Origin of the sequence: Pseudoalteromonas sp. 78C3, from assembly GCF_002836695.1 — a bacterium.
GTDB lineage: Bacteria > Pseudomonadota > Gammaproteobacteria > Enterobacterales > Alteromonadaceae > Pseudoalteromonas > Pseudoalteromonas arctica.
The window spans coordinates 1-19,372 of the sequence record NZ_PJAV01000145.1 but is presented as its reverse complement, the minus strand read 5'-3'; the positions used below and the strand labels follow the sequence as shown (position 1 = coordinate 19,372).

Annotated in this window: 23 protein-coding genes and 1 other RNA gene; 17 read left to right on the top strand and 7 right to left on the bottom strand. The window is 40.3% G+C overall.

Features of this window, described 5'->3' with window-relative positions:
• Nucleotides 1-14: 14 nt before the first annotated feature.
• Genes CXF76_RS10540 through murA form a run of 7 tightly spaced genes read left to right on the top strand, consistent with a single transcriptional unit; the run spans nucleotide 15 to nucleotide 4,679 of the window.
• On the top strand, nucleotides 15-830 hold the full coding sequence (locus CXF76_RS10540) for an ATP-binding cassette domain-containing protein (RefSeq protein WP_101163663.1): 816 nt from the start codon (nucleotides 15-17) through the stop codon (nucleotides 828-830).
• Nucleotides 830-1,609 (top strand): lipid asymmetry maintenance ABC transporter permease subunit MlaE, encoded by a 780-nt coding sequence (mlaE, locus tag CXF76_RS10535; RefSeq protein WP_002957949.1) that lies wholly within the window; start codon nucleotides 830-832, stop codon nucleotides 1,607-1,609. The genes CXF76_RS10540 and mlaE overlap by 1 nt, the downstream gene beginning before the upstream one ends.
• Nucleotides 1,610-1,622: 13 nt before the next feature.
• A complete protein-coding gene (gene mlaD, locus CXF76_RS10530) occupies nucleotides 1,623-2,171 on the top strand; it encodes an outer membrane lipid asymmetry maintenance protein MlaD (RefSeq protein ID WP_002957950.1) in 549 nt (182 codons plus the stop codon).
• Between the two features lie 5 nt (nucleotides 2,172-2,176).
• The gene (locus CXF76_RS10525; protein WP_101163629.1) at nucleotides 2,177-2,857 is read left to right on the top strand and encodes an MlaC/ttg2D family ABC transporter substrate-binding protein; all 681 of its coding nucleotides are present in this window, start codon (nucleotides 2,177-2,179) and stop codon (nucleotides 2,855-2,857) included.
• Complete coding sequence (locus tag CXF76_RS10520) at nucleotides 2,850-3,143, top strand: STAS domain-containing protein (RefSeq protein WP_010554274.1); 294 nt, start codon at nucleotides 2,850-2,852, stop codon at nucleotides 3,141-3,143. Before CXF76_RS10525 ends, CXF76_RS10520 begins: the two co-directional genes overlap by 8 nt.
• A 5-nt stretch (nucleotides 3,144-3,148) precedes the next feature.
• Nucleotides 3,149-3,406: a BolA family protein gene (locus CXF76_RS10515; RefSeq protein ID WP_002957953.1), complete on the top strand. Its 258-nt coding sequence runs from the start codon at nucleotides 3,149-3,151 to the stop codon at nucleotides 3,404-3,406.
• A 13-nt stretch (nucleotides 3,407-3,419) separates the two neighbouring features.
• The gene (murA, locus tag CXF76_RS10510; protein ID WP_007580318.1) at nucleotides 3,420-4,679 is read left to right on the top strand and encodes a UDP-N-acetylglucosamine 1-carboxyvinyltransferase; all 1,260 of its coding nucleotides are present in this window, start codon (nucleotides 3,420-3,422) and stop codon (nucleotides 4,677-4,679) included.
• 100 nt (nucleotides 4,680-4,779) lie between these two features.
• Here murA and CXF76_RS10505 read toward each other — a convergent pair whose 3' ends face one another.
• The 3 genes from CXF76_RS10505 to CXF76_RS10495 form a co-directional block, all read right to left on the bottom strand.
• Nucleotides 4,780-5,862: a trypsin-like peptidase domain-containing protein gene (locus CXF76_RS10505; protein WP_007580320.1), complete on the bottom strand. Its 1,083-nt coding sequence runs from the start codon at nucleotides 5,860-5,862 to the stop codon at nucleotides 4,780-4,782.
• Nucleotides 5,863-5,964: 102 nt separating this feature from the next.
• Complete coding sequence (locus CXF76_RS10500) at nucleotides 5,965-7,317, bottom strand: Do family serine endopeptidase (RefSeq protein WP_010554276.1); 1,353 nt, start codon at nucleotides 7,315-7,317, stop codon at nucleotides 5,965-5,967.
• Nucleotides 7,318-7,448: 131 nt separating this feature from the next.
• Complete coding sequence (locus tag CXF76_RS10495; protein ID WP_007580324.1) at nucleotides 7,449-7,892, bottom strand: YhcB family protein; 444 nt, start codon at nucleotides 7,890-7,892, stop codon at nucleotides 7,449-7,451.
• A 134-nt stretch (nucleotides 7,893-8,026) separates the two neighbouring features.
• On the opposite strand from CXF76_RS10495, the gene zapE reads away from it, so the two are divergent.
• From zapE to CXF76_RS10455, 8 genes are all read left to right on the top strand, one after another.
• On the top strand, nucleotides 8,027-9,115 hold the full coding sequence (gene zapE, locus CXF76_RS10490) for a cell division protein ZapE (RefSeq protein WP_101163628.1): 1,089 nt from the start codon (nucleotides 8,027-8,029) through the stop codon (nucleotides 9,113-9,115).
• Nucleotides 9,116-9,400: 285 nt separating this feature from the next.
• Nucleotides 9,401-9,829, top strand: coding sequence for a 50S ribosomal protein L13 (gene rplM, locus CXF76_RS10485; protein ID WP_007378318.1), 429 nt, complete (start codon nucleotides 9,401-9,403; stop codon nucleotides 9,827-9,829).
• Between the two features lie 8 nt (nucleotides 9,830-9,837).
• The gene (gene rpsI, locus CXF76_RS10480; protein WP_024590200.1) at nucleotides 9,838-10,230 is read left to right on the top strand and encodes a 30S ribosomal protein S9; all 393 of its coding nucleotides are present in this window, start codon (nucleotides 9,838-9,840) and stop codon (nucleotides 10,228-10,230) included.
• Nucleotides 10,231-10,810: 580 nt separating this feature from the next.
• The gene (gene petA / locus CXF76_RS10475; protein ID WP_007580333.1) at nucleotides 10,811-11,401 is read left to right on the top strand and encodes a ubiquinol-cytochrome c reductase iron-sulfur subunit; all 591 of its coding nucleotides are present in this window, start codon (nucleotides 10,811-10,813) and stop codon (nucleotides 11,399-11,401) included.
• Nucleotides 11,401-12,666, top strand: a complete 1,266-nt coding sequence (locus CXF76_RS10470) for a cytochrome b (protein WP_007580335.1) — start codon at nucleotides 11,401-11,403, stop codon at nucleotides 12,664-12,666. Before petA ends, CXF76_RS10470 begins: the two co-directional genes overlap by 1 nt.
• Nucleotides 12,663-13,412, top strand: a complete 750-nt coding sequence (locus tag CXF76_RS10465) for a cytochrome c1 (RefSeq protein ID WP_007580337.1) — start codon at nucleotides 12,663-12,665, stop codon at nucleotides 13,410-13,412. The genes CXF76_RS10470 and CXF76_RS10465 overlap by 4 nt, the downstream gene beginning before the upstream one ends.
• A gap of 80 nt (nucleotides 13,413-13,492) precedes the next feature.
• Nucleotides 13,493-14,119, top strand: coding sequence for a stringent starvation protein SspA (sspA, locus tag CXF76_RS10460; RefSeq protein WP_002957965.1), 627 nt, complete (start codon nucleotides 13,493-13,495; stop codon nucleotides 14,117-14,119).
• Nucleotides 14,119-14,556: a ClpXP protease specificity-enhancing factor gene (locus CXF76_RS10455; RefSeq protein WP_007580339.1), complete on the top strand. Its 438-nt coding sequence runs from the start codon at nucleotides 14,119-14,121 to the stop codon at nucleotides 14,554-14,556. Before sspA ends, CXF76_RS10455 begins: the two co-directional genes overlap by 1 nt.
• A 59-nt stretch (nucleotides 14,557-14,615) precedes the next feature.
• Here CXF76_RS10455 and dolP read toward each other — a convergent pair whose 3' ends face one another.
• The 4 genes from dolP to CXF76_RS10435 are packed head-to-tail and all read right to left on the bottom strand — an operon-like array spanning nucleotide 14,616 to nucleotide 18,069.
• A complete protein-coding gene (gene dolP / locus CXF76_RS10450; protein WP_007582867.1) occupies nucleotides 14,616-15,182 on the bottom strand; it encodes a division/outer membrane stress-associated lipid-binding lipoprotein in 567 nt (188 codons plus the stop codon).
• On the bottom strand, nucleotides 15,175-15,768 hold the full coding sequence (locus tag CXF76_RS10445) for an SIS domain-containing protein (RefSeq protein WP_002957968.1): 594 nt from the start codon (nucleotides 15,766-15,768) through the stop codon (nucleotides 15,175-15,177). The genes dolP and CXF76_RS10445 overlap by 8 nt, the downstream gene beginning before the upstream one ends.
• A gap of 32 nt (nucleotides 15,769-15,800) precedes the next feature.
• Nucleotides 15,801-16,172, bottom strand: a complete 372-nt coding sequence (locus CXF76_RS10440; RefSeq protein WP_101163627.1) for a YraN family protein — start codon at nucleotides 16,170-16,172, stop codon at nucleotides 15,801-15,803.
• A 19-nt stretch (nucleotides 16,173-16,191) separates the two neighbouring features.
• Nucleotides 16,192-18,069 (bottom strand): penicillin-binding protein activator, encoded by a 1,878-nt coding sequence (locus CXF76_RS10435; protein ID WP_101163626.1) that lies wholly within the window; start codon nucleotides 18,067-18,069, stop codon nucleotides 16,192-16,194.
• Nucleotides 18,070-18,130: 61 nt separating this feature from the next.
• On the opposite strand from CXF76_RS10435, the gene rsmI reads away from it, so the two are divergent.
• The gene (gene rsmI, locus CXF76_RS10430) at nucleotides 18,131-18,988 is read left to right on the top strand and encodes a 16S rRNA (cytidine(1402)-2'-O)-methyltransferase (RefSeq protein WP_010554279.1); all 858 of its coding nucleotides are present in this window, start codon (nucleotides 18,131-18,133) and stop codon (nucleotides 18,986-18,988) included.
• A gap of 41 nt (nucleotides 18,989-19,029) precedes the next feature.
• Nucleotides 19,030-19,372: RNase P RNA component class A (gene rnpB / locus CXF76_RS10425), an RNA gene on the top strand; the annotation flags it as partial.

Here is a 19,372-nt window from a genome sequence, read left to right as displayed (position 1 = left end):
TAGTGAACATTTTTATGGAGAGCGACTTGTCGCAATCAATAGTAGAAGTCAAGGATGTTAGCTTTTCGAGAGGCAATAGAACTATATATAAAAATATGAGTTTTAGCGTTCCTAAAGGTAAAATTACTGCGATCATGGGGCCAAGCGGAATTGGCAAAACCACTATGTTGCGTTTAATTGGTGGTCAGCTTAAACCAGATTCAGGTGATATTTTATTTGAAGGTGGCAGCATTCCTAAAATGTCTCGTAAAGAGTTATACGAAGCACGTACTAAAATGAGCATGCTTTTTCAAAGTGGTGCGCTGTTTACTGATATGTCGGTATTTGACAATATTGCGTTTCCTATAAGAGAGCACACAAAGCTAAGTGAAGACCTTATCCGATTAGTTGTATTAATGAAATTGCAAGCGGTTGGGCTACGTGGCGCTAAAGATTTAATGCCCTCTGAGTTATCGGGCGGTATGGCAAGACGTGCTGCACTTGCGCGCGCTATAGCACTTGATCCAGAGCTAATCATGTACGATGAACCATTTGCAGGACAAGATCCTATTTCGATGGGCGTATTGGTTAAGCTAATTAAGTCGCTTAACGAAGTATTGGGTTTATCGTCTTTAATTGTTACACACGATGTGACAGAGGTAATGAGTATTGCCGAACACGTTATAATTATCGCCGATCAAGGTGTAATTGGTTGTGGTACTCCTGATGAAATGCGCAATCATGAATCTCCTTTAGTTCAACAGTTTTTAAAAGGCTTGTCGGATGGTCCAGTACCATTTCATTTTCCGGCTCAAGCTTATGCAGATGAACTGCTTGGAGAAAAAGCATAATGTTGGATTTATTTCAAAAGCTAGGGCATAAAACGCTAGGACGTTTTGCGGCTCTTGGCCGTTCGGCTTATATGCTATTTAGTGCGCTTGCGCATGTTCCTAATTTTAAAAAAGGCACACCGTTACTTGTTCGCCAACTTTATATGGTCGGTTCGCAATCGTTGCTGATTATTATGGTGTCGGGTTTGTTTATCGGCATGGTGTTGGCTCTACAAGGTTACACCGTATTAGTTGGTTATGGCGCTGAGGATAGTTTAGGGCCGTTAGTGGCACTGAGTTTATTGCGAGAACTGGGCCCGGTTGTTACTGCATTACTGTTTGCAGGACGCGCAGGTAGCGCATTGACTGCTGAAATTGGCTTAATGAAAGCAACAGAGCAACTTTCATCACTTGAAATGATGGCAATCGATCCGCTAAAACGTATTATTGCACCGCGCTTTTGGGCGGGTTTTATAAGCATGCCATTGCTTGCATTGATATTTTCAGCCGTAGCAATCATAGGCGCTCATTTAGTGGGTGTAGATTGGCTGGGGGTTGATACAGGTAGTTTTTGGTCAATCATGCAATCACAAGTGTCGTTTCAGCAAGACATACTAAACGGTATTATTAAGAGTTTTGTATTTGCCATAGTGGTGACCTGGATTGCGCTTTATAAAGGATATGACTGTGTGCCGACCTCAGAAGGGATCAGCAAAGCAACCACCGAAACGGTTGTTCATTCGTCATTAGCAGTTTTAGGTTTTGACTTTATTTTGACAGCGGTAATGTTTACCAGCTAATAGGGTATAGATAATGAATTCACGGAAATTAGAAATTTTAGTTGGTTTTTTTGTAGCGCTTGGCATTTTAGCTTTTGCGATGCTCGCACTTAAAGTTGCCAATTCAGGTATTAGTGGCTCTGGCGAAACATATACGCTTAATGCCAAGTTTGAAAACATTGGCTCGTTAAAAGCGCGTGCACCGGTAAAAGTAGGTGGTGTTGTAATTGGTCGTGTTGAATCAATTTATGTTCACCCACAAGAATTTTTACCAGTCGTTAATATGACTATTGATGCACAGTACTTATGTCGTTTTTCAGACACGAGTTCAATCTCTATTTTAACCTCGGGTATTTTAGGCGAGCAGTACTTAGGTATTCACCCTGTAATTTCTCCAGATTCGGCTAAGCAACGTTGTTTAGGCGAAACAGTGACTGAGAACAAGCAAGATGAAGCAATTGACGATTTGTTTGGTGTGGAAAGTAAAGCACTAGGTGATGGCGATTCAATTACTGATACTAAGTCTGCCATTGTACTTGAAGAATTAATCGGGCAGTTTTTATTCAACCAAGGTAGTGAGTAATTATTATGTTGAAAAAGTTTTTAGCTATTGTAGCAATTGGCACAATGACGCTAACTCAAAGCGTAAGTGCAGCAGATGTTAAATTGGTTGATCCAAATAAAATGGTACGCCAAGTTGCCGATAATACATTTGCACGTATTAAAAAAGATCAGCCATTAATTGTTAAAAATCAAGAGCATCTTCGCGTAATCGTTGAAGAAGAATTAATGCCTTATATCGACTACAAATATGCAGCACTTCGCGTACTAGGTAGTGAAGTATCTAAAGTACGTGCAATTACCGACGAAGCTGAAAAAGCCAAAGCAATTAAAGAAATTCAACGCTTTATTGGTGTTTTTAGAGAGTATTTAGTTGCTACTTATGCAGGTGTATTCACTCAATATACAAACCAAAAAGTTGAGTTTGGTGCAGAACAAGCATTTAAAGGCAAAGATGTCGTTGTCGTTAAAACTAAAATTATTGAAGATGGTAAACCTGATATCAGAATCGATTTTAAAGTACGCGAAGACCGTGACGGTGAATGGCGCGCGTACGATATGATTGCTGAAGGTATTAGTTTACTAGATGCAAAACAAAGTGAGCTACAAGGTATTTTGCGTCAGCAAGGTATTGATAATGTAAGTAACCTTTTAGAGCAAAAGAGTCAGCTACCAGTTCAGTTTAGAGGCAGTAACTCGAATGACTAAATTGGCAATAAGCCAAGTTGATGGACAACATTTTCGAGTAAACGGTGAGCTTACTCGAAATTCAATTGGCGATGAACAGCTTCTGAACAACAAGCTATTAACCAAGCATAAAATCATCTATTTCGACCTAAGTGGTGTATCTAGGGTTGACACAGCGGGCTTAGCTTGGTTAATTCACTCTTTTGCAGAATTAAAGCAGCAAGGCATTCGCCTTGAATTGCAAAACCTACCTGAGCAATTGCAAAATTTAATGCAATTGGGTCAGGTTACAACCCTATTTGAGTGAGAGTTATGGAAACTAGCCAAGTCGAAACATTATTACGCGAAGAACTTCAATTAGCTGAAGTACATGTAAAAGCCAATGGTAGTCATTATGAAGTTGTTGCAGTAGGTGAATGCTTTGACGGTTTAAGCCGAGTTAAAAAGCAGCAGCTAGTTTATGGCCCATTAATGAATACAATTTCAGATGGCACAATTCACGCAGTATCTATTCGTGCATTTACTCCTGTAGAGTGGAAGCGTGAACAAAAATTTATTTTACCGCAATAAATAGGGCCTCTTAATGGATCAATTTGTAATTCAAGGTGGTACTTCACTTGCTGGTGAAGTGACTATTTCTGGCGCTAAAAATGCCGCACTTCCTATTTTGTTTGCTTCATTATTAGCTGATGGAAAAAGTACATTTACTAATGTACCGCGCCTTCGCGATATAGTGACCACAGAAGCCTTATTAAAAACTCTAGGCGCTGATGTTAATTGGCACGGCGATACGCTAGTGATTGACGGCGCAACGGTTAATAAAACATTAGCGCCATACGACTTAGTTAAGCAAATGCGTGCCTCTGTACTTGCATTAGGCCCTTTAGTTGCTCGTTTTGGTGAAGCTCAAGTGTCTTTACCTGGTGGGTGTGCTATTGGTGCTCGCCCTGTTGATATACATATTCAAGGTTTGGAGCGCATGGGCGCACAAATAAACGTTGAAAATGGTTATATTAATGCCAAGGTAAACGGTCGCTTAAAAGGCGCTGAAATCTTTATGGAAATGGTAAGCGTAGGCGCTACCGAAAACCTATTGATGGCAGCTGCCCTCGCTGATGGTAAAACCATACTTGATAATGCTGCACGTGAGCCCGAAATAATTGATTTAGCTAACTGCTTAATTGCTATGGGCGCTAAAATTACGGGTGCAGGCACTAGCCGCATTGAAGTTGAAGGCGTTGAGCGTTTAGCAGGATGTGAGCACAGCATTTTACCCGATAGAATAGAAACAGGTACATTTTTAGTCGCTGCAGCAATGGCAGGCGGTGAAGTACTTTGTAAAAACACTGACTTTCATTCTCTTGAGCCTGTGATTGAAAAGCTACGTGCAACAAATGCACACTTAGAAGTACATAACGACAGTATTTATCTTGATATGCGCGGCCGAGAACTGAGAGCCGTAAATATTAAAACAGCTCCACACCCAGGTTTCCCTACGGATATGCAAGCTCAGTTTACAGCATTAAATGTAGTAGCGAATGGTAGTGCGACTATTACAGAAACGATTTTTGAAAACCGTTTTATGCATGTACCTGAGTTGCAGCGTATGGGCGCTAATATTCGTTTAGAAGGGCATACCGCAATTTGTGGTGAGACTGAGAGCCTAACGGGCGCGCAAGTGATGGCAACCGACCTACGCGCTTCAGCTAGCTTAATCTTAACGGGTATAGTGGCACAGGGTGAAACGGTTGTTGACCGTATTTATCACGTTGATAGAGGCTATCAGCGCATTGAAGATAAGCTAAGTGCGTTGGGTGCAAATATTAAACGTCGAAGTAGTTAAGTAGATATTTAACTAGCTAAGCTATTTTAAAAAGGTCGGATACGCAAATTGCTATCCGACCTTTTTATTGACGATTTATGAAAGTTGGTATTATTTTTTATTAAAGCTTTGTTTCAAGCTCAGCTACCACCACCATGATTTTTTCTATTTTACCATTCCGGTAAAGCTCAAATTCTATTTCTTTACCTGGTTCTGTATTACCTATTTCTTCCAGCACTTTTTGTGGATTTGCTACCGAAAGCCCTGCAATTTTAATAACAATATCTTGCTCTTCAATACCCGCTTGCCATGCTGGTCCCAAAGGGTCTAAATTAGTAATACGCATGCCAGTAACTGGGGTTAGGCTGTCGTTTACTTCCTTGCCGGTACTATCTACTGCTGTGCCTTCAAAGCCTAAATAGCCGCGCACAACACGACCATGACGAATGAGCTTACCCATTACTTTTTTAGCAAGTGAGTAAGGAACCGCAAAGAATATTCCTTGAATATTCAAGTTCTCACGCGTTTTAAACTGCGCAGAAGTAATGCCGACTAAATCACCATTGGAGTTAACTAATGCGCCGCCAGAGTTGCCCACATTAATAGCCGCATCCATTTGCAATAAGTTATTGTACGGACTGTCTGTAATTTTTTGCTTACCCGTTGCGCTAATAATGCCTTGCGTGATTGTTTGGCCTAAATTAAGCGGGTTACCTATGGCAAGTACAACATCGCCTACACTGGATACATAGCTATCATTTACAGGAATTACCGGGAGGTGATCTGCGTTTATTTTAAGTAAGGCTAGATCAGTAATAGTATCAAAACCAATTAGCTGTACATCAAAAAAGCGTCTGCCATCGGTTAGAATAACCATAATTTGATCTGCATTATTAACAACATGGTAGTTGGTAAGAATATAACCGTCTTGCGACATGATGACGCCAGAGCCTAGCTCTTGTACCGTGTTTTTTCTTTTATAACGAGGTTCTTTGGAAATACTTTCTGAAAAAATAGTAACCACAGAAGGCGCTGCTCGTTTAACTGCATCAGAAAAACTCAAGTGACTCGAACTCATTGCGCTTGGTAGGGGAACATTTGGCAGTAAGGCCGCTCGCATATTAGGGCTGAAAAAAACCACTAAAAAAGCAATACTTAGGCCTGCAAATAAAGGGGGAAGAATAAATTTTATTAGTTTCAGCACGATTTTCTTATTATGTAAGTGAGCAATCTCTTTATGATGACATAAAAAAAATAACAGCGGCAAGTGCCACTGTTATTTTTATTACATTAATAGTGCTATTTATTACTGAATTAAAATAAATATAGACTCACGACCACGTTGCACGCCAAGTACTATATTACCTTTTGTACTGTCGATGATTTTATTCATGTCGCGAATCGTTTCAACTCGTTGACGATTCACTTGCATAATAATATCGCCTTCTTCAAGGCCAACACGGGCAGACGGTGAGCGAGGATCTACAGAAGTAACCTCAACACCTTTATTACTGTTTTTTTGTACATTTTCAAGTGTCGCGCCTTGGAATGCAGGATGCAGCTCTTCACCGGTCGCTGTAACACCTGATGCACCATCAAGAGTTACTTTCACTGTTTTAATTTTACCATCGCGGTAAATGCCTAGTTTTATCTCACGGCCTTCACCTAGCGTAGCAATTTTGCTGCGTAGTTCATGGAAGCCGCTAATGTCGCCACCGTTTATGCTAACAATAACGTCACCAGCTTCAATTCCAGCCTTACTGGCGGCAGTGTCGTCCATTACTTGCATTACATAAGCACCTTGTTTGACATCAAGTTGCTGTGCTTTTGCAAGTCCAGCATCAAGTGGACGACCAGAAATGCCTAACGAGCCTCGACGCACTTCACCATGTTCAATAATTTGATCGACTAGATTTTTCATCATATTAGATGGAATCGCAAAACCAATACCCACGTTGCCGCCAGAAGCACCTAAAATAGCGGTATTAATACCAATCAACTCACCATTGAGGTTAACTAAGGCACCGCCAGAATTACCCTGGTTAATAGCTGCGTCGGTTTGAATGAAATCTTCGTAGCCCTCAATGTTTAAACCACTTCGACCAAGGGCACTAACAATACCTGATGTAACTGTGTGGCTAAGGCCAAATGGGTTACCAATAGCAACCGCAAAGTCGCCCACTCGTAAATTATCTGAGTTAGCGAGTTTGATTTCGGTTAAGTCATCAGCGTCTATTTGTAAAAGAGCGATGTCTGATTCTGTGTCAGTACCAATTTTAGTTGCTTCAAATTCACGGCCATCTTCGAGAGTAACTACCATTTTTTCGGCGTCTTGGATTACGTGGTTATTAGTCACTACATAGCCCTCATCAGCATCAATAATGACCCCAGAACCTAATCCACTAAATTGGCGTTTTTGACTGCGAGGCTGTTGCTGTCCAAAAAAATATTCGAGAGGATCTGCGCGGCGGCGTACTTCTTTAGAGCCTGAAACTTGGATACTTACAACACCAGGAGATATTTTCTCTAGCATGGGGGCAAGAGTGGGTAGTTGTTGACCATTTACTGCAATTGGCATTTTTGCATAAGACGCTACAGGGCTCATTAATAAGCTTGTAGATAAAATAGCTGCGCTGATAAGTGATAATTTCATTTTCATAGTCAGGGGTAACTCCACTTAAGATAAAGCAAAAACAAAAAGGGCTACTTTAAAAGCAGCCCTTTTTGGTTTATTAAGATAAAACAACAAAGCTGTTATATCTAAAGACTATGGGGTCTAAAAAAAGTTCATCAAGATACTTTAGAATGTTCTGAAACTTTATTTTGACCAGCAAATAAACCAGATTCACCCGATACATAATCAGCTGGTTGCGCTGCGGCTGAAGAACGATCTGAACGACGTTCTTTTAAAGACGCTTGTAGTTGTTCTGTTGTTTCTTTAGAAAAATAAGGTTCTGCTGGTGCTTTATTTCTATCTTCTAGAAGAAGTTGGTTTGTTTCTTCAACGTGACTAAGCAGTTGATCATAGTTTTCTTTCATTTTATTTACGAGCTTGCCAGTATTCGCTAAATGATCAGCTACATCTTGACGATACTGCTCTAACGCATTTTCAGCTTGCTCTGCCTGCTCTTTTAATTCATCTTGTTTGAATTGTTTTTTAGTAACAAATGCGCCAATAAAAAATGCTACAACAGCAGCAATAACAATTAAACCTACCCACATAACTGTGCCCATAAAAACTACCCCTTTGGGAAAATAACTAACGAATGCCGATTCAATTATAAATCATACTAAGTGTAATATACCCCGAGTTATGATGCGTGTTAATATGCTTTGCAAATTAAACTGTGTTTTAACTGTAAATAGATATGACTCCTTGGCAAACATACCAACAAGACTTAAAGCGAGATGACTTTGTACACGACGCAGCACAAGAAAATGCTGTGCGCCATTTACAACGTCTATACGATGACCTAACTCAGGCAAAGCCAAAACAAAAAGGTTTTTTTGCTAAGTTATTTAGTAAAAATGAACCTGCGCCTATAAAAGGTTTGTACTTTTGGGGTGGAGTAGGGCGTGGTAAAACTTATTTAGTTGACACTTTTTACGAATCACTACCGGGCAAACGTAAAATGCGCGTGCACTTTCATCGATTTATGCACCGAGTGCATAATGAGCTTAAAAAACTAAACAATACGGCTAATCCATTAGAAAAAATAGCTGACACTTTCAAAGCTGAAACAGACATAATTTGTTTTGATGAGTTTTTTGTTCAAGACATTACCGATGCTATGTTGCTAGGTGGCTTAATGGAAGCGCTATTTGCACGGGGTATAGTACTTGTTGCTACATCTAATATAGTGCCTGATGAGCTTTACAGAAATGGCTTGCAGCGTGCCCGCTTTGTCCCTGCTATAGAACTGGTTAAGCTCAATACAGAAATAGTTAATGTAGACTCAGGTATTGATTACCGGTTACGCACTTTAGAGCAAGCCGAAATTTTTCATAGTCCGTTAGATAAAGAAGCGGATAAAAACTTATTTGAATACTTCGATAAGCTATCGTCAGAGCCTGGACAATTAGATGAGCCGATAGAGATAGAAGGTCGTTTAATCAAAACGCGAAAAGTAGCTAAATGCGTGGTGATGTTTGAGTTTAGTGAATTATGCGAAACAGCGCGTAGTCAGGTTGATTACATGGAGATTAGTCGCTTATATAATACGGTGATTATTTCTAACGTAAAACAGCTTGGGCAAACTAATGATGATGCCGCTAGACGCTTTATTGCTTTAGTGGATGAATTTTACGAGCGCCATGTAACTTTAATTATATCGGCTGAAAAACCTATTACCGAACTTTATACCCAAGGTAATTTAAACTTTGAATTTAAGCGCTGTATAAGCCGTTTGCAAGAAATGCAGTCTCTAGAGTATTTAGCTAGAGAGCATTTGGTTTAAATTAGTAGGTAAAAGTGTAATAGGTTAGCCATTAAAAATAAGAGGTGCATATATAGTACTTCTTATTTCTAAAATTTCTTGTGGAAAAAACAACCGGCGAGTAGCAATGTGTTTTAAGTGCTGGTATACTCCCGCGTCTGCCACGTTGCGTTCTATGCCCTCATATAGTCTAGCCACTTGTGAGCGGCGCAAAAGTCTAAAACTCGAAGGGGTTATAGCAAACTTAGAGCAGTAGTTAATATTAACTACTTGTGGTTTTAATTGAAAAACATTGGATTTTTATAAATGAAAACGTTTGTTGCTAAACCAGAAACAGTAAAACGTGACTGGTACGTAGTTGACGCTGAAGGTAAAACTTTAGGTCGCATCGCTACTGAAATCGCTCATCGCCTACGCGGTAAGCATAAAGTTGAATATACACCGCACGTAGATACTGGTGATTATATCATCGTTATCAACGCTGAAAAAGTTACTGTAACTGGTAACAAATTCAAAAACAAAGTGTACTATTCACACTCTGGTTTTCCAGGTGGTCTTAAGTCTACTACTTTTGATAAACTTCAAGCTGCAAAGCCTGAAATGATCATCGAGAAGGCTGTTAAGGGCATGTTGCCACGTGGTCCTTTAGGCCGCGCTATGTACCGTAAACTTAAAGTTTACACAGGTACTGAGCACAACCATGCTGCACAACAGCCTCAGGTTCTAGACATTTAAGGAGCACCATCATGGCAAATCAATACTACGGTACAGGTCGTCGTAAAAGTTCAAGTGCTCGCGTATTCTTACGCCCAGGCACTGGTAACATCGTAATCAACAAACGCTCTCTAGAAGAGTATTTTGGTCGCGAAACAGCACGCATGGTTGTTCATCAAGCTCTTGAGCTAGTTGATATGACTGAAAAATTTGACCTTTACATCACCGTTTCTGGTGGTGGTACAACTGGTCAAGCTGGTGCTATCCGTCATGGTATCACTCGTGCACTTATGGAGTTTGACGAATCATTACGTTCACAACTTCGTAAAGCAGGTTTTGTTACACGTGATGCACGTAAAGTTGAACGTAAGAAAGTGGGTCTTAAGAAAGCGCGTAAGCGTCCACAGTTCTCAAAACGTTAATCTATACGTTATCAAGAATTCAAAAACCCAGCTTATGCTGGGTTTTTTGTTTTCAAATCAAAATGTTTACATTTGCAACTTAATATAAAGTTATTTATATCGACGGTGATACTGGGTGATTGCAGTAATTAATGATGATCAAATTGATTAATAACTGCGTATTAATCAAACGAAAGTTAAAAAACACTCAGATAGCTGCAAAAAAGTTAAATAATTATCGTAATTAGTTTAAATCCATCAGTTAATTGGTGGAATTTTTTGCTACAATTGGCATTGAAGTAAAATGAGTGAGTTTAACCGCACTATGTACAGTTTTTACTGTTTCCTCTTAGTGGTGTTGATCTTGGTCAGTATATTGTTTTTACAGAAGCGTTATTATAGTCGTTCGGCTTTATTCTCGAACCTACTTAATCAAATTTTGATCAAGTTAGTTTTATTCGAGCATAGGGCTTTGAATAACCTTGTTTTAATCAAGGGTTTTAATTATGATCGCTTCTATTTTAAAAATTCGAATAATTAACCTGCTGTAACTGATGTTCTCAATATAGCAAGTGTTGAGAATCATAGTGGAGATAAGTGGATGAGCAATGCGCCTGTAGACAATGGCCGACGTCGCTTTTTAACCATAGCTACCTCTGTTGTAGGTGGTGTTGGTGCGGCTGGGGCTGCTGTTCCTTTTATTGCGTCTTGGAATCCAAGTGAGCGAGCTAAATCTGCGGGTGCGCCTGTAGAAGTAGATATCAGCAAACTTGAACCGGGACAATTAATACGTGTCGAGTGGCGTGGTAAACCTGTATGGGTTGTATCACGGACCCCAAAAATGCTTGAGCAAATGAAAGAACATGAAGGTCAACTTCGTGATCCGCATTCGCAAGAGCCACAACAATTAGAATCATCAACAAATGATTACCGTTCATTACGTCCAGAAATCTTTCTGGCTGTAGGTATTTGTACGCATTTAGGGTGTTCACCTGGCTTTTTCCAAGGTAACTTTAGTGAGAAAGTTGAAGGAACCGATGATGGCTTCTATTGCCCATGTCATGGTTCTAAATTTGATATGGCTGGCCGTGTATTTCAATCGGTACCTGCTCCATTAAACTTAGAGATACCACCTTATACTTTTCTTGATGAGACCACTATTTTAGTGGGCGAAGAAAAAGGGGCAGCCTAATGTTTGGTAAGATTATTGGTTGGATAGACGACCGTATCCCAATGACACGTGTTTGGAACATGCATATTGCACAGTATCCAGCACCTAAAAACTTTAACTTCTGGTACTTTTTTGGCTCATTAGCCATGTTGGTACTAGTAAACCAAATCCTAACAGGTATTTGGTTAACGATGAACTTTGTTCCGTCTTCTGAAGGCGCATTCGCTTCAGTAGAATACATCATGCGTGATGTAGAATATGGCTGGTTATTACGTTACTTGCACTCAACCGGTGCATCAGCGTTTTTCATCGTTGTATATATGCATATGTTCCGTGGCATGATCTACGGTTCTTATCAAAAACCACGTGAGTTACTGTGGTTATTTGGTATGTTTATTTTCTTAGCGCTAATGGCTGAAGCATTCATGGGGTATTTATTACCATGGGGGCAAATGTCGTTCTGGGGTGCACAGGTAATCATCTCCTTATTCGGGGCTATTCCGGTTATTGGTGATGACTTAACACTTTGGATCCGTGGTGACTATGTAATATCAGGTGCAACGCTTAACCGCTTCTTTGCATTACATGTAATTGCACTACCATTGGTTATCGTAATCTTAGTTTTCTTACACATTGTTGCTCTACATGAAGTGGGTTCAAATAACCCTGAAGGTATTGAGATTAAACGTAAGAAAGGCTCAGTAGCTGAAGAAGATAAGCCTAAATTTAAATTTCATGAGTATTACACTGACAAGAAAGATATTGTTGATGCGATACCATTCCACCCTTACTACACAGTTAAAGATATTGTGGGTGTGGTTGGTTTCTTAATATTGTTCTGTTGGGTTGTGTTCTTTATGCCAGCGATGAATGGCTTCTTTTTAGAAGGTCCAAACTTCGAGGCAGCTAACCCACTTAAAACACCTGAGCATATTTTCCCGGTTTGGTACTTTACGCCATTCTATGCAATCTTACGTGCAATCCCTGATAAGTTAATCGGTGTTGCGGCGATGGGTGCATCGATTGTGGTACTTGCGTTACTACCTTGGGTAGACCGTGGTAGAGTTAAATCGGTTCGTTACCGTTGTGGTTTCCATAAATGGAACATTGCAGGTTTTGTTGTAACTTTCGTTCTTCTAGGTTGGGTGGGTGCAACTCCACAAACTGATATGAAAACGATTATTTCTCAAATCTGTACTGTGACTTACTTTATGTTCTTCGTACTGTTGTTTGTATACAGTAAGAACGAAAAAACTAAGCCATTGCCAGAGAGGTTAACGAAATGATGAAGAAGCTTATTATTGGTTTATTTGCTTTATCAGTAAACTTGTTGCCGAACATGGTTATGGCAGCGGGTCCATCGGTTCCTTTAATGGAAGCGAACAACGACCTTACTGATCAACCATCTTTACAACGCGGTGCAAAGTTGTTCATGAACTACTGTCTTGGTTGTCACCAAATGCAGTATCAACGTTATGAACGTACTTTTCGTGATATCGGTATCCCAACAGAGGTTGGTTTAGAGCAGTTGATTTTTGACGGCTCTAAAGTAGGTAGTCATATTACTAACGCGATTACAAAAGACGATGCAGCAAAATGGTTTGGTGCGGCTCCGCCGGATTTAACTCTAATTGCTCGTGTAAAATCACCAGATTATATTTACACGTACTTAAAATCGTTTTATAAAGATGAATCTCGTCCGTTTGGGGTTAACAACATTGTTTTCCCATCGGTAGGTATGCCTCACGTTCTTCAAGAACTACAAGGTTTACCAACACCTATCACTAAAGAAGTACAAGAGCATGGTCACACTGTGACTAAAGTTATTGCTACTGAAACAGATGGTACGGGCGAATTAAGCATAGATGAATACGACCAAGCGGCTCGTGATTTAACAAATTTCCTTGAGTACGTGGGTGAACCTTCACGTCTTGAATCGGAAGCGCTAGGTATTAAGGTAATAGGATTTTTAATTATCCTGTTTATCTTGGCATTTATGCTTAAGAAAGAATACTGGAGAGATGTTCATTAGGTTGAACATTTTTAAAGGTAATTTTGCAATAGGGGCTTAAGCCCCTTTTGCTGTTTTAGTTATTTAATGGAGGTATAGGCATGGCCGTAGCTGCCAATAAGCGCCCTGTAATGACCCTTTTTTCTGGTGCTAACTGTATGTATAGCCACCAAGTACGTATTGTACTTGCGGAAAAAGGTGTAAGTGTAGATATTCATTTGGCTGAAAAAGATAACTTGCCAGAAGCACTTCACGAAATTAACCCTTACGGTACAGTGCCAACACTGATTGACCGTGAGCTTGGTTTATACCAGGCAAACATCATCATGGAATACCTTGATGAACGTTTTCCTCATCCTCCACTAATGCCTGTTTACCCGGTAATGCGTGGTCGTAGCCGCTTAATGATGCATCGTATTGATACTGATTGGTACAGCCTAGCTGACAAAATCAGTAACAACACGTCAGACGCTGCTCAAGCTCGTAAAGAGCTAACAGAAGCATTGCTTGCTGTAGCACCTATTTTTAGCGAAGCACCTTACTTTATGAGTGAAGAGTTTAGCTTAGTAGACTGTTATTTAGCTCCACTATTATGGCGTTTACCAGAGTTTGGTATTGAGCTTAATGGTGCAGGTTCTAAAGAGCTTAAAGAGTACATGATCCGTTTATTTGAACGTGAGTCATTCCAAGCCTCTTTAACTGAAGCTGAGCGTGAGATCCGTTTATAATGACGCCTAATCGTCCTTATTTATTACGTGCTTTTTTTGATTGGATAGTCGATAACGAGTGTACACCGCATTTAGTGGTAGACGCTGGATTTGCAAATGTACAAGTGCCAACACAATTTGTTCAAGACGGACAAATTGTTTTAAACATAAGTCCATCAGCGGTCACACAGTTTTCGTTAGACTTAACCCAACTTAGCTTCAGTGCGCGCTTTGGTGGTCAGCCAATGCAAGTGTATGTACCTCTAGGTGCTGTGCTTGCAATATACGCGCGTGAAAATGGCGAAGGAACAGTCTTTACCGCAGATGAGTTTTTAGAGGACGAAGACGATTTTGTGCCAGAGCTTGAAAGTGTTGATTCATCAGCTGAGTTTATTGATGAAACACCACCAGAAAAGCCTGAGAAGAAAAAAGGCTCTCATTTACGCGTTATTAAATAATAAGTAAATGCCAAAAAAAACCGCTGAATAAGCGGTTTTTTTATGTCTGTATTTTGTGTTTACAAGTATTCAAATACTTTAATTACACGCTCTACGCCAGAAACATTGCGGGCAATATTTACAGCTTGAGTTGACTCAGAGTCAGATACTAAGCCCATTAAAAAAACTTCAGCATTTTCTGTCACTACTTTAATGTTATTACTGCTAATGTCTTTTGCTGTTAGTAGCTGGGCTTTGACTTTAGAAGTTAGCCAAGAGTCGTGAGTTTGTGTAGTAATGCCAGTATTTGAGCCAATACGAATTTGGTTATGTATTTTACGAATACCTGAAACGCCCTCAATGGTGCGCTGCGCTTCGTTTCTCATTTCTTCGTTAGATACTTGGCCAACAAGTAAAACAATACCGTTAACGCTTACAGCGCTTATATTGGCAAACTTTTCAAGACGTTCTACTTCGCTAAGTGCAATACTGGCTTTTATTTCAATATTGTTATCGTCAATTTGAGAGCCAATAGTACGGCGGTCGTTCGCTGCAGTTACTGCACTGGCTGTACCTGCAACAACAGCGGCTGCGCAGCCTTGCAGTAATACAACAGTACCTAAAACAATAAGAGAGCGTTTAAACATAATTTTCATCCTGAGGGAAAAGCGTTAAATCAACAAGTTCGCTTAAACAATGTAAGTTAACTAAATGAGATTCGATAATGCGGCTAGGGCGTTTAGATGGCGATCTAATTTCAACATCGTTAGGGCCAAGTAGGCCTACCAACTCGCCACCATCATCACCAACCATAACTATGACCTTCATATCTTTAGTTAGTGCAGCTTCCACGGCAGAAATAACATGCTTTTCGTTACCGTTTATAGCCAGTACAAGCAATAAATCACCTTGTTGGGCAAAAGCGCGGACTTGGCGAGCAAATGTATCGTGATCGTCTACTTGAGTACTTTGCCCCAGATTAACGTTTTCTTGCGATAGAGCAATTGCAGGTAAGCAGGGACGTTCGGTTTCATAATGATTAACCAACACACCCGCCATATGCTGAGCGAGCATGTGGCAATTTGCAGTACCGCAGCAAATGAGTTTATTTCCGTTGATCAGACTTTGTGCAATAGTAAATGCAGCTGACTCAAGCGCACTAGGTAGCACTTCACCAGCAGCGATTTGAACTTGAATGCTTTCTGTAAAAATTTCTTTAATTGTGTCTTGCATAGCCTACCAATAATTTATCTTTGTATTTGCGTTTAAAATACATTTTTAAGCCAATTAATATTAGGAGATGCTTCTCCTGTAATGGCTACATAATCAATTCTTAGAGCTTGGTTAGTTAAATTTTTAGCTGCTAAGTAATGATAAATACTACGTTTTAATCGAGCTTGTTTTTGTGGACTAAGCGCATAGTTGGCACCGCCACGAGCATTATTTTTGCGAAACTTAACCTCAACGAATACAAGGGTACCGCCTTCTTTCATAATGACATCAAGCTCACCAAAGGGGCAGTAATAATTACGCTCAATGGGTGTTAGCCCTTGAGTAACTAAGTATTTTTGCGCTTCAAGCTCATAATACTGGCCTTTTTCGCGACTATTGTGCCACAGCTCTTTAAACCACGACATGCCGCCCCCTTAATTAAGTTTAATTGATAGTTTGTATGTCACCCGCTGATTGCATAAACAAAGGTACAGGGCGTTGTGTTTCTAATTGCACAGGCTTAATGCGACGGTTTGTATATTGAGCCCAGTCGAGCATGCGTTCTATATGGCCGCTAGTATTAACAGATAACTTACCGCTTAAACCACTATATTGATTGCCTGGCATTACGCTTAACTGCCTGATGTCATGTAATATTGATACAGCATCGTACGCCATTGCAAATAAGCGCTGGCTAATATCTACTTGCTCTGGCCATAACGAATCATACTGCTGGCGTAAGTTATGTTGTTTAATTTGCGAATCGAGCATCCACGGCAATTCAGTGAAGTATAGGCCGTCTAAGTCGCCTTTGTCAGTACTGTCAATTTGTTTACTATGACTTTTAGAGCTGGCATAAAGTGGAATACGATCTGCAAATGTACTTACGTTTACATCGAGGTAGGGTTTAATTAAGCGTGTTTCTATTGCATCACCCAAAATATAAATAACGTCTATATCACTACGCGAACGGGTTTCGTTTTCTACTTCCTGTTTAAATAGTGCTTTAATCGTTTTTATGCGCTCTTTTGATTTATCAACTTCTAACAAGCTGGTAATTGTATTAGGCATATCTTTTTTATCGTTATAAAAACCTATTTGCGGCTTGGTTTCGCTATAGCGTTGCCACTGTAAGTTAAAGTAATCAACCAAGCGTTGGCCATTTGCGTTATTTGGTGCAAGCAACATAGGTTTTTGATAGCCCTTAGTTAAAAAGTGTTCTAAGGCTTGTTGTACTTCGTGCTCAGGGTTTAGTGCAAAGTAATAATGCTGAAGCGAAATTCGCTCACCATCAAAGGTGTTTAAATGTAGTACCGGAGTATCAATAAGAGTTTGTGCATTGGCAAGTTTATCAATATTTGCTTTAAGTAGAGGACCAATTACAAAGTCAGGCTTTATTTCTTCAAGTTGCGCTGCAATTTCTTCTGTACTTAGGTTTTCATCAATAAAAATAGTGTCGTTGATATTTTGCGTATCAAGTGCAGCTAATACGCCAGCTTTAAGGGCATCACCTAAACGTTCGTTAGGGCCCGATTGTGGAAATAACACAACTAAGCGCTCTATATTGATAGGAGCAAGTTCAGTAAGCATTTCATCTTGTTCAGGTAATACAGTAAAAGCCGGATGCCCAATATAGCGTCTGCGCCAATTGTTGATCGCTTGATCTAACTCTACGCCACTACTAGCATATACTTGATGATATAACGCTAGGTTAGCCCACCCTTGCTGAATAACCGAACCACGGTTAAAGCGTTCAAGCGCGTAAGAAGAAAGTTGCTTTAAGTTATCCCACAAATTTTGATTAAGTTGAGGGATTTCTATATTATTTTTTGTTGCTGTTTCAGAGGCTCTAAAAAAGTAGGGTGCAGCTTTTTTAGGAAAATTTTGCGATGCGTAAATGCTGGCCGTTAAAAACTGATGCCAAGCAAAATGCTCAGGTTGAGTCAGTTGTCCGTCTAGCGACTGTAAAATAACCAAAGCTTGATCATTTTTATTCTGTTGTTTTTGTGCAAATGCAATATAAAGGCGGTTCTGGATTTGATCAACACTTGCGGTTAATTCAAGCTCATTCCCAATTATCTCTAATAAAGGCCAGTTTTGCTCACTAATTGCTGCATCACGGGCGCTATACAATAACTGTATTTTATCGGCACCTTGGCGGTTTTGCGCCAATTGATAGATAGATTGCGCACTGGTTGCCTGATTTTGCAGTGCATTAGTGCGGTTACTTACGTTATCGCTGTTTTTAGTTGGTTTTTCGGTTGTGCTACACGCCGATAACCCTGACAATATAATTAATAGACTAACTAGTTTAAGTCGCACAATGATTTCCCAATACGTTAACGCGATTTGCTTATATTACTGACTGACGCAGGAGACCTCAATGTTAAATGAGGAGAATTCACAGAAAATTGGCACTCTTTACATTGTTGCCACCCCAATTGGCAATTATGACGACTTAAGTCACCGTGCCATTGCGACATTATCGCAAGTTGACTTAATAGCTGCTGAAGACACTCGCCATACCGGCAAGCTACTTAGCCACTTTGGAATTAAGGCAAAAACGTTTGCATTACACGACCACAACGAAAAGCAAAAAGCACAACAAATTATTGATCAACTTAATCAAGGTTTAAATATTGCTTTAGTATCTGACGCTGGTACACCACTAATTAGTGATCCAGGCTACGCTGTTGTAAATCTATGTCGTGAACAAGGTGCTCATGTTACACCTGTTCCAGGTGCATGTGCTGCAATTACAGCCGTATGTTGTTCAGGTTTACCAACCGACCGCTTTCAGTTTATTGGTTTTACGCCAGCCAAAAGCAAAGCTCGCCAAGACTTTTTCACCGAAGCTGTTAACTCAGGTATCACCAGTATAATGTACGAAAGTACGCACCGTATTATGGCAAGCCTTGATGATTTAGCACTAGCCCTAGGTGATGAGCAGCAAGTTGTGTTTGCTAAAGAGCTAACCAAAACCTTTGAAACATTTTTTAATGGTAGTGTAAGTGAGCTTAAACAGTTTTTAACTGATGATCCTACCAAGCAGCGCGGCGAAATAGTGCTTATGCTTCCGGGCAAACCAAAGCAAATAGACGATGTTCCGCCTGAAGCGCGCAAAATGCTGGCACTGCTTGAAAGCGAAATGCCAATGAAAAAAGCCTGTGGCGTTGTTGCTGAATACTTTGGAATGAAGAAAAACGCTTTATACAAAACAATTATTGAAGAAAAAGAGTAAATTTTACTGCGCTTGGTATTAGCCTCATGTATACTGCGCGCCGAGTCAGCCAAGATGATCGCTGCCTGTGACGAAAATGATCAGGGGGAGGAAAGTCCGGGCTCCATAGGGCAGAGTGCCAGCTAACGGCTGGGGGGCGTGAGCCCACGACAAGTGCAGCAGAGAGGAGACCGCCAATTTTCGGATTGGTAAGGGTGAAAGGGTGCGGTAAGAGCGCACCGGGCCGCTAGTAATAGTCGGTTGCAAGGTAAACTCCACTCGGAGCAAGACCAAATAGGGTTCCTTATGGCGTGGCCCACGTTGGAACCGGGTAGGTTGCTTGAGCCATAGAGCGATTTATGGCCTAGACGAATGATTATCACTTTCTTCGGAAAGGACAAAACC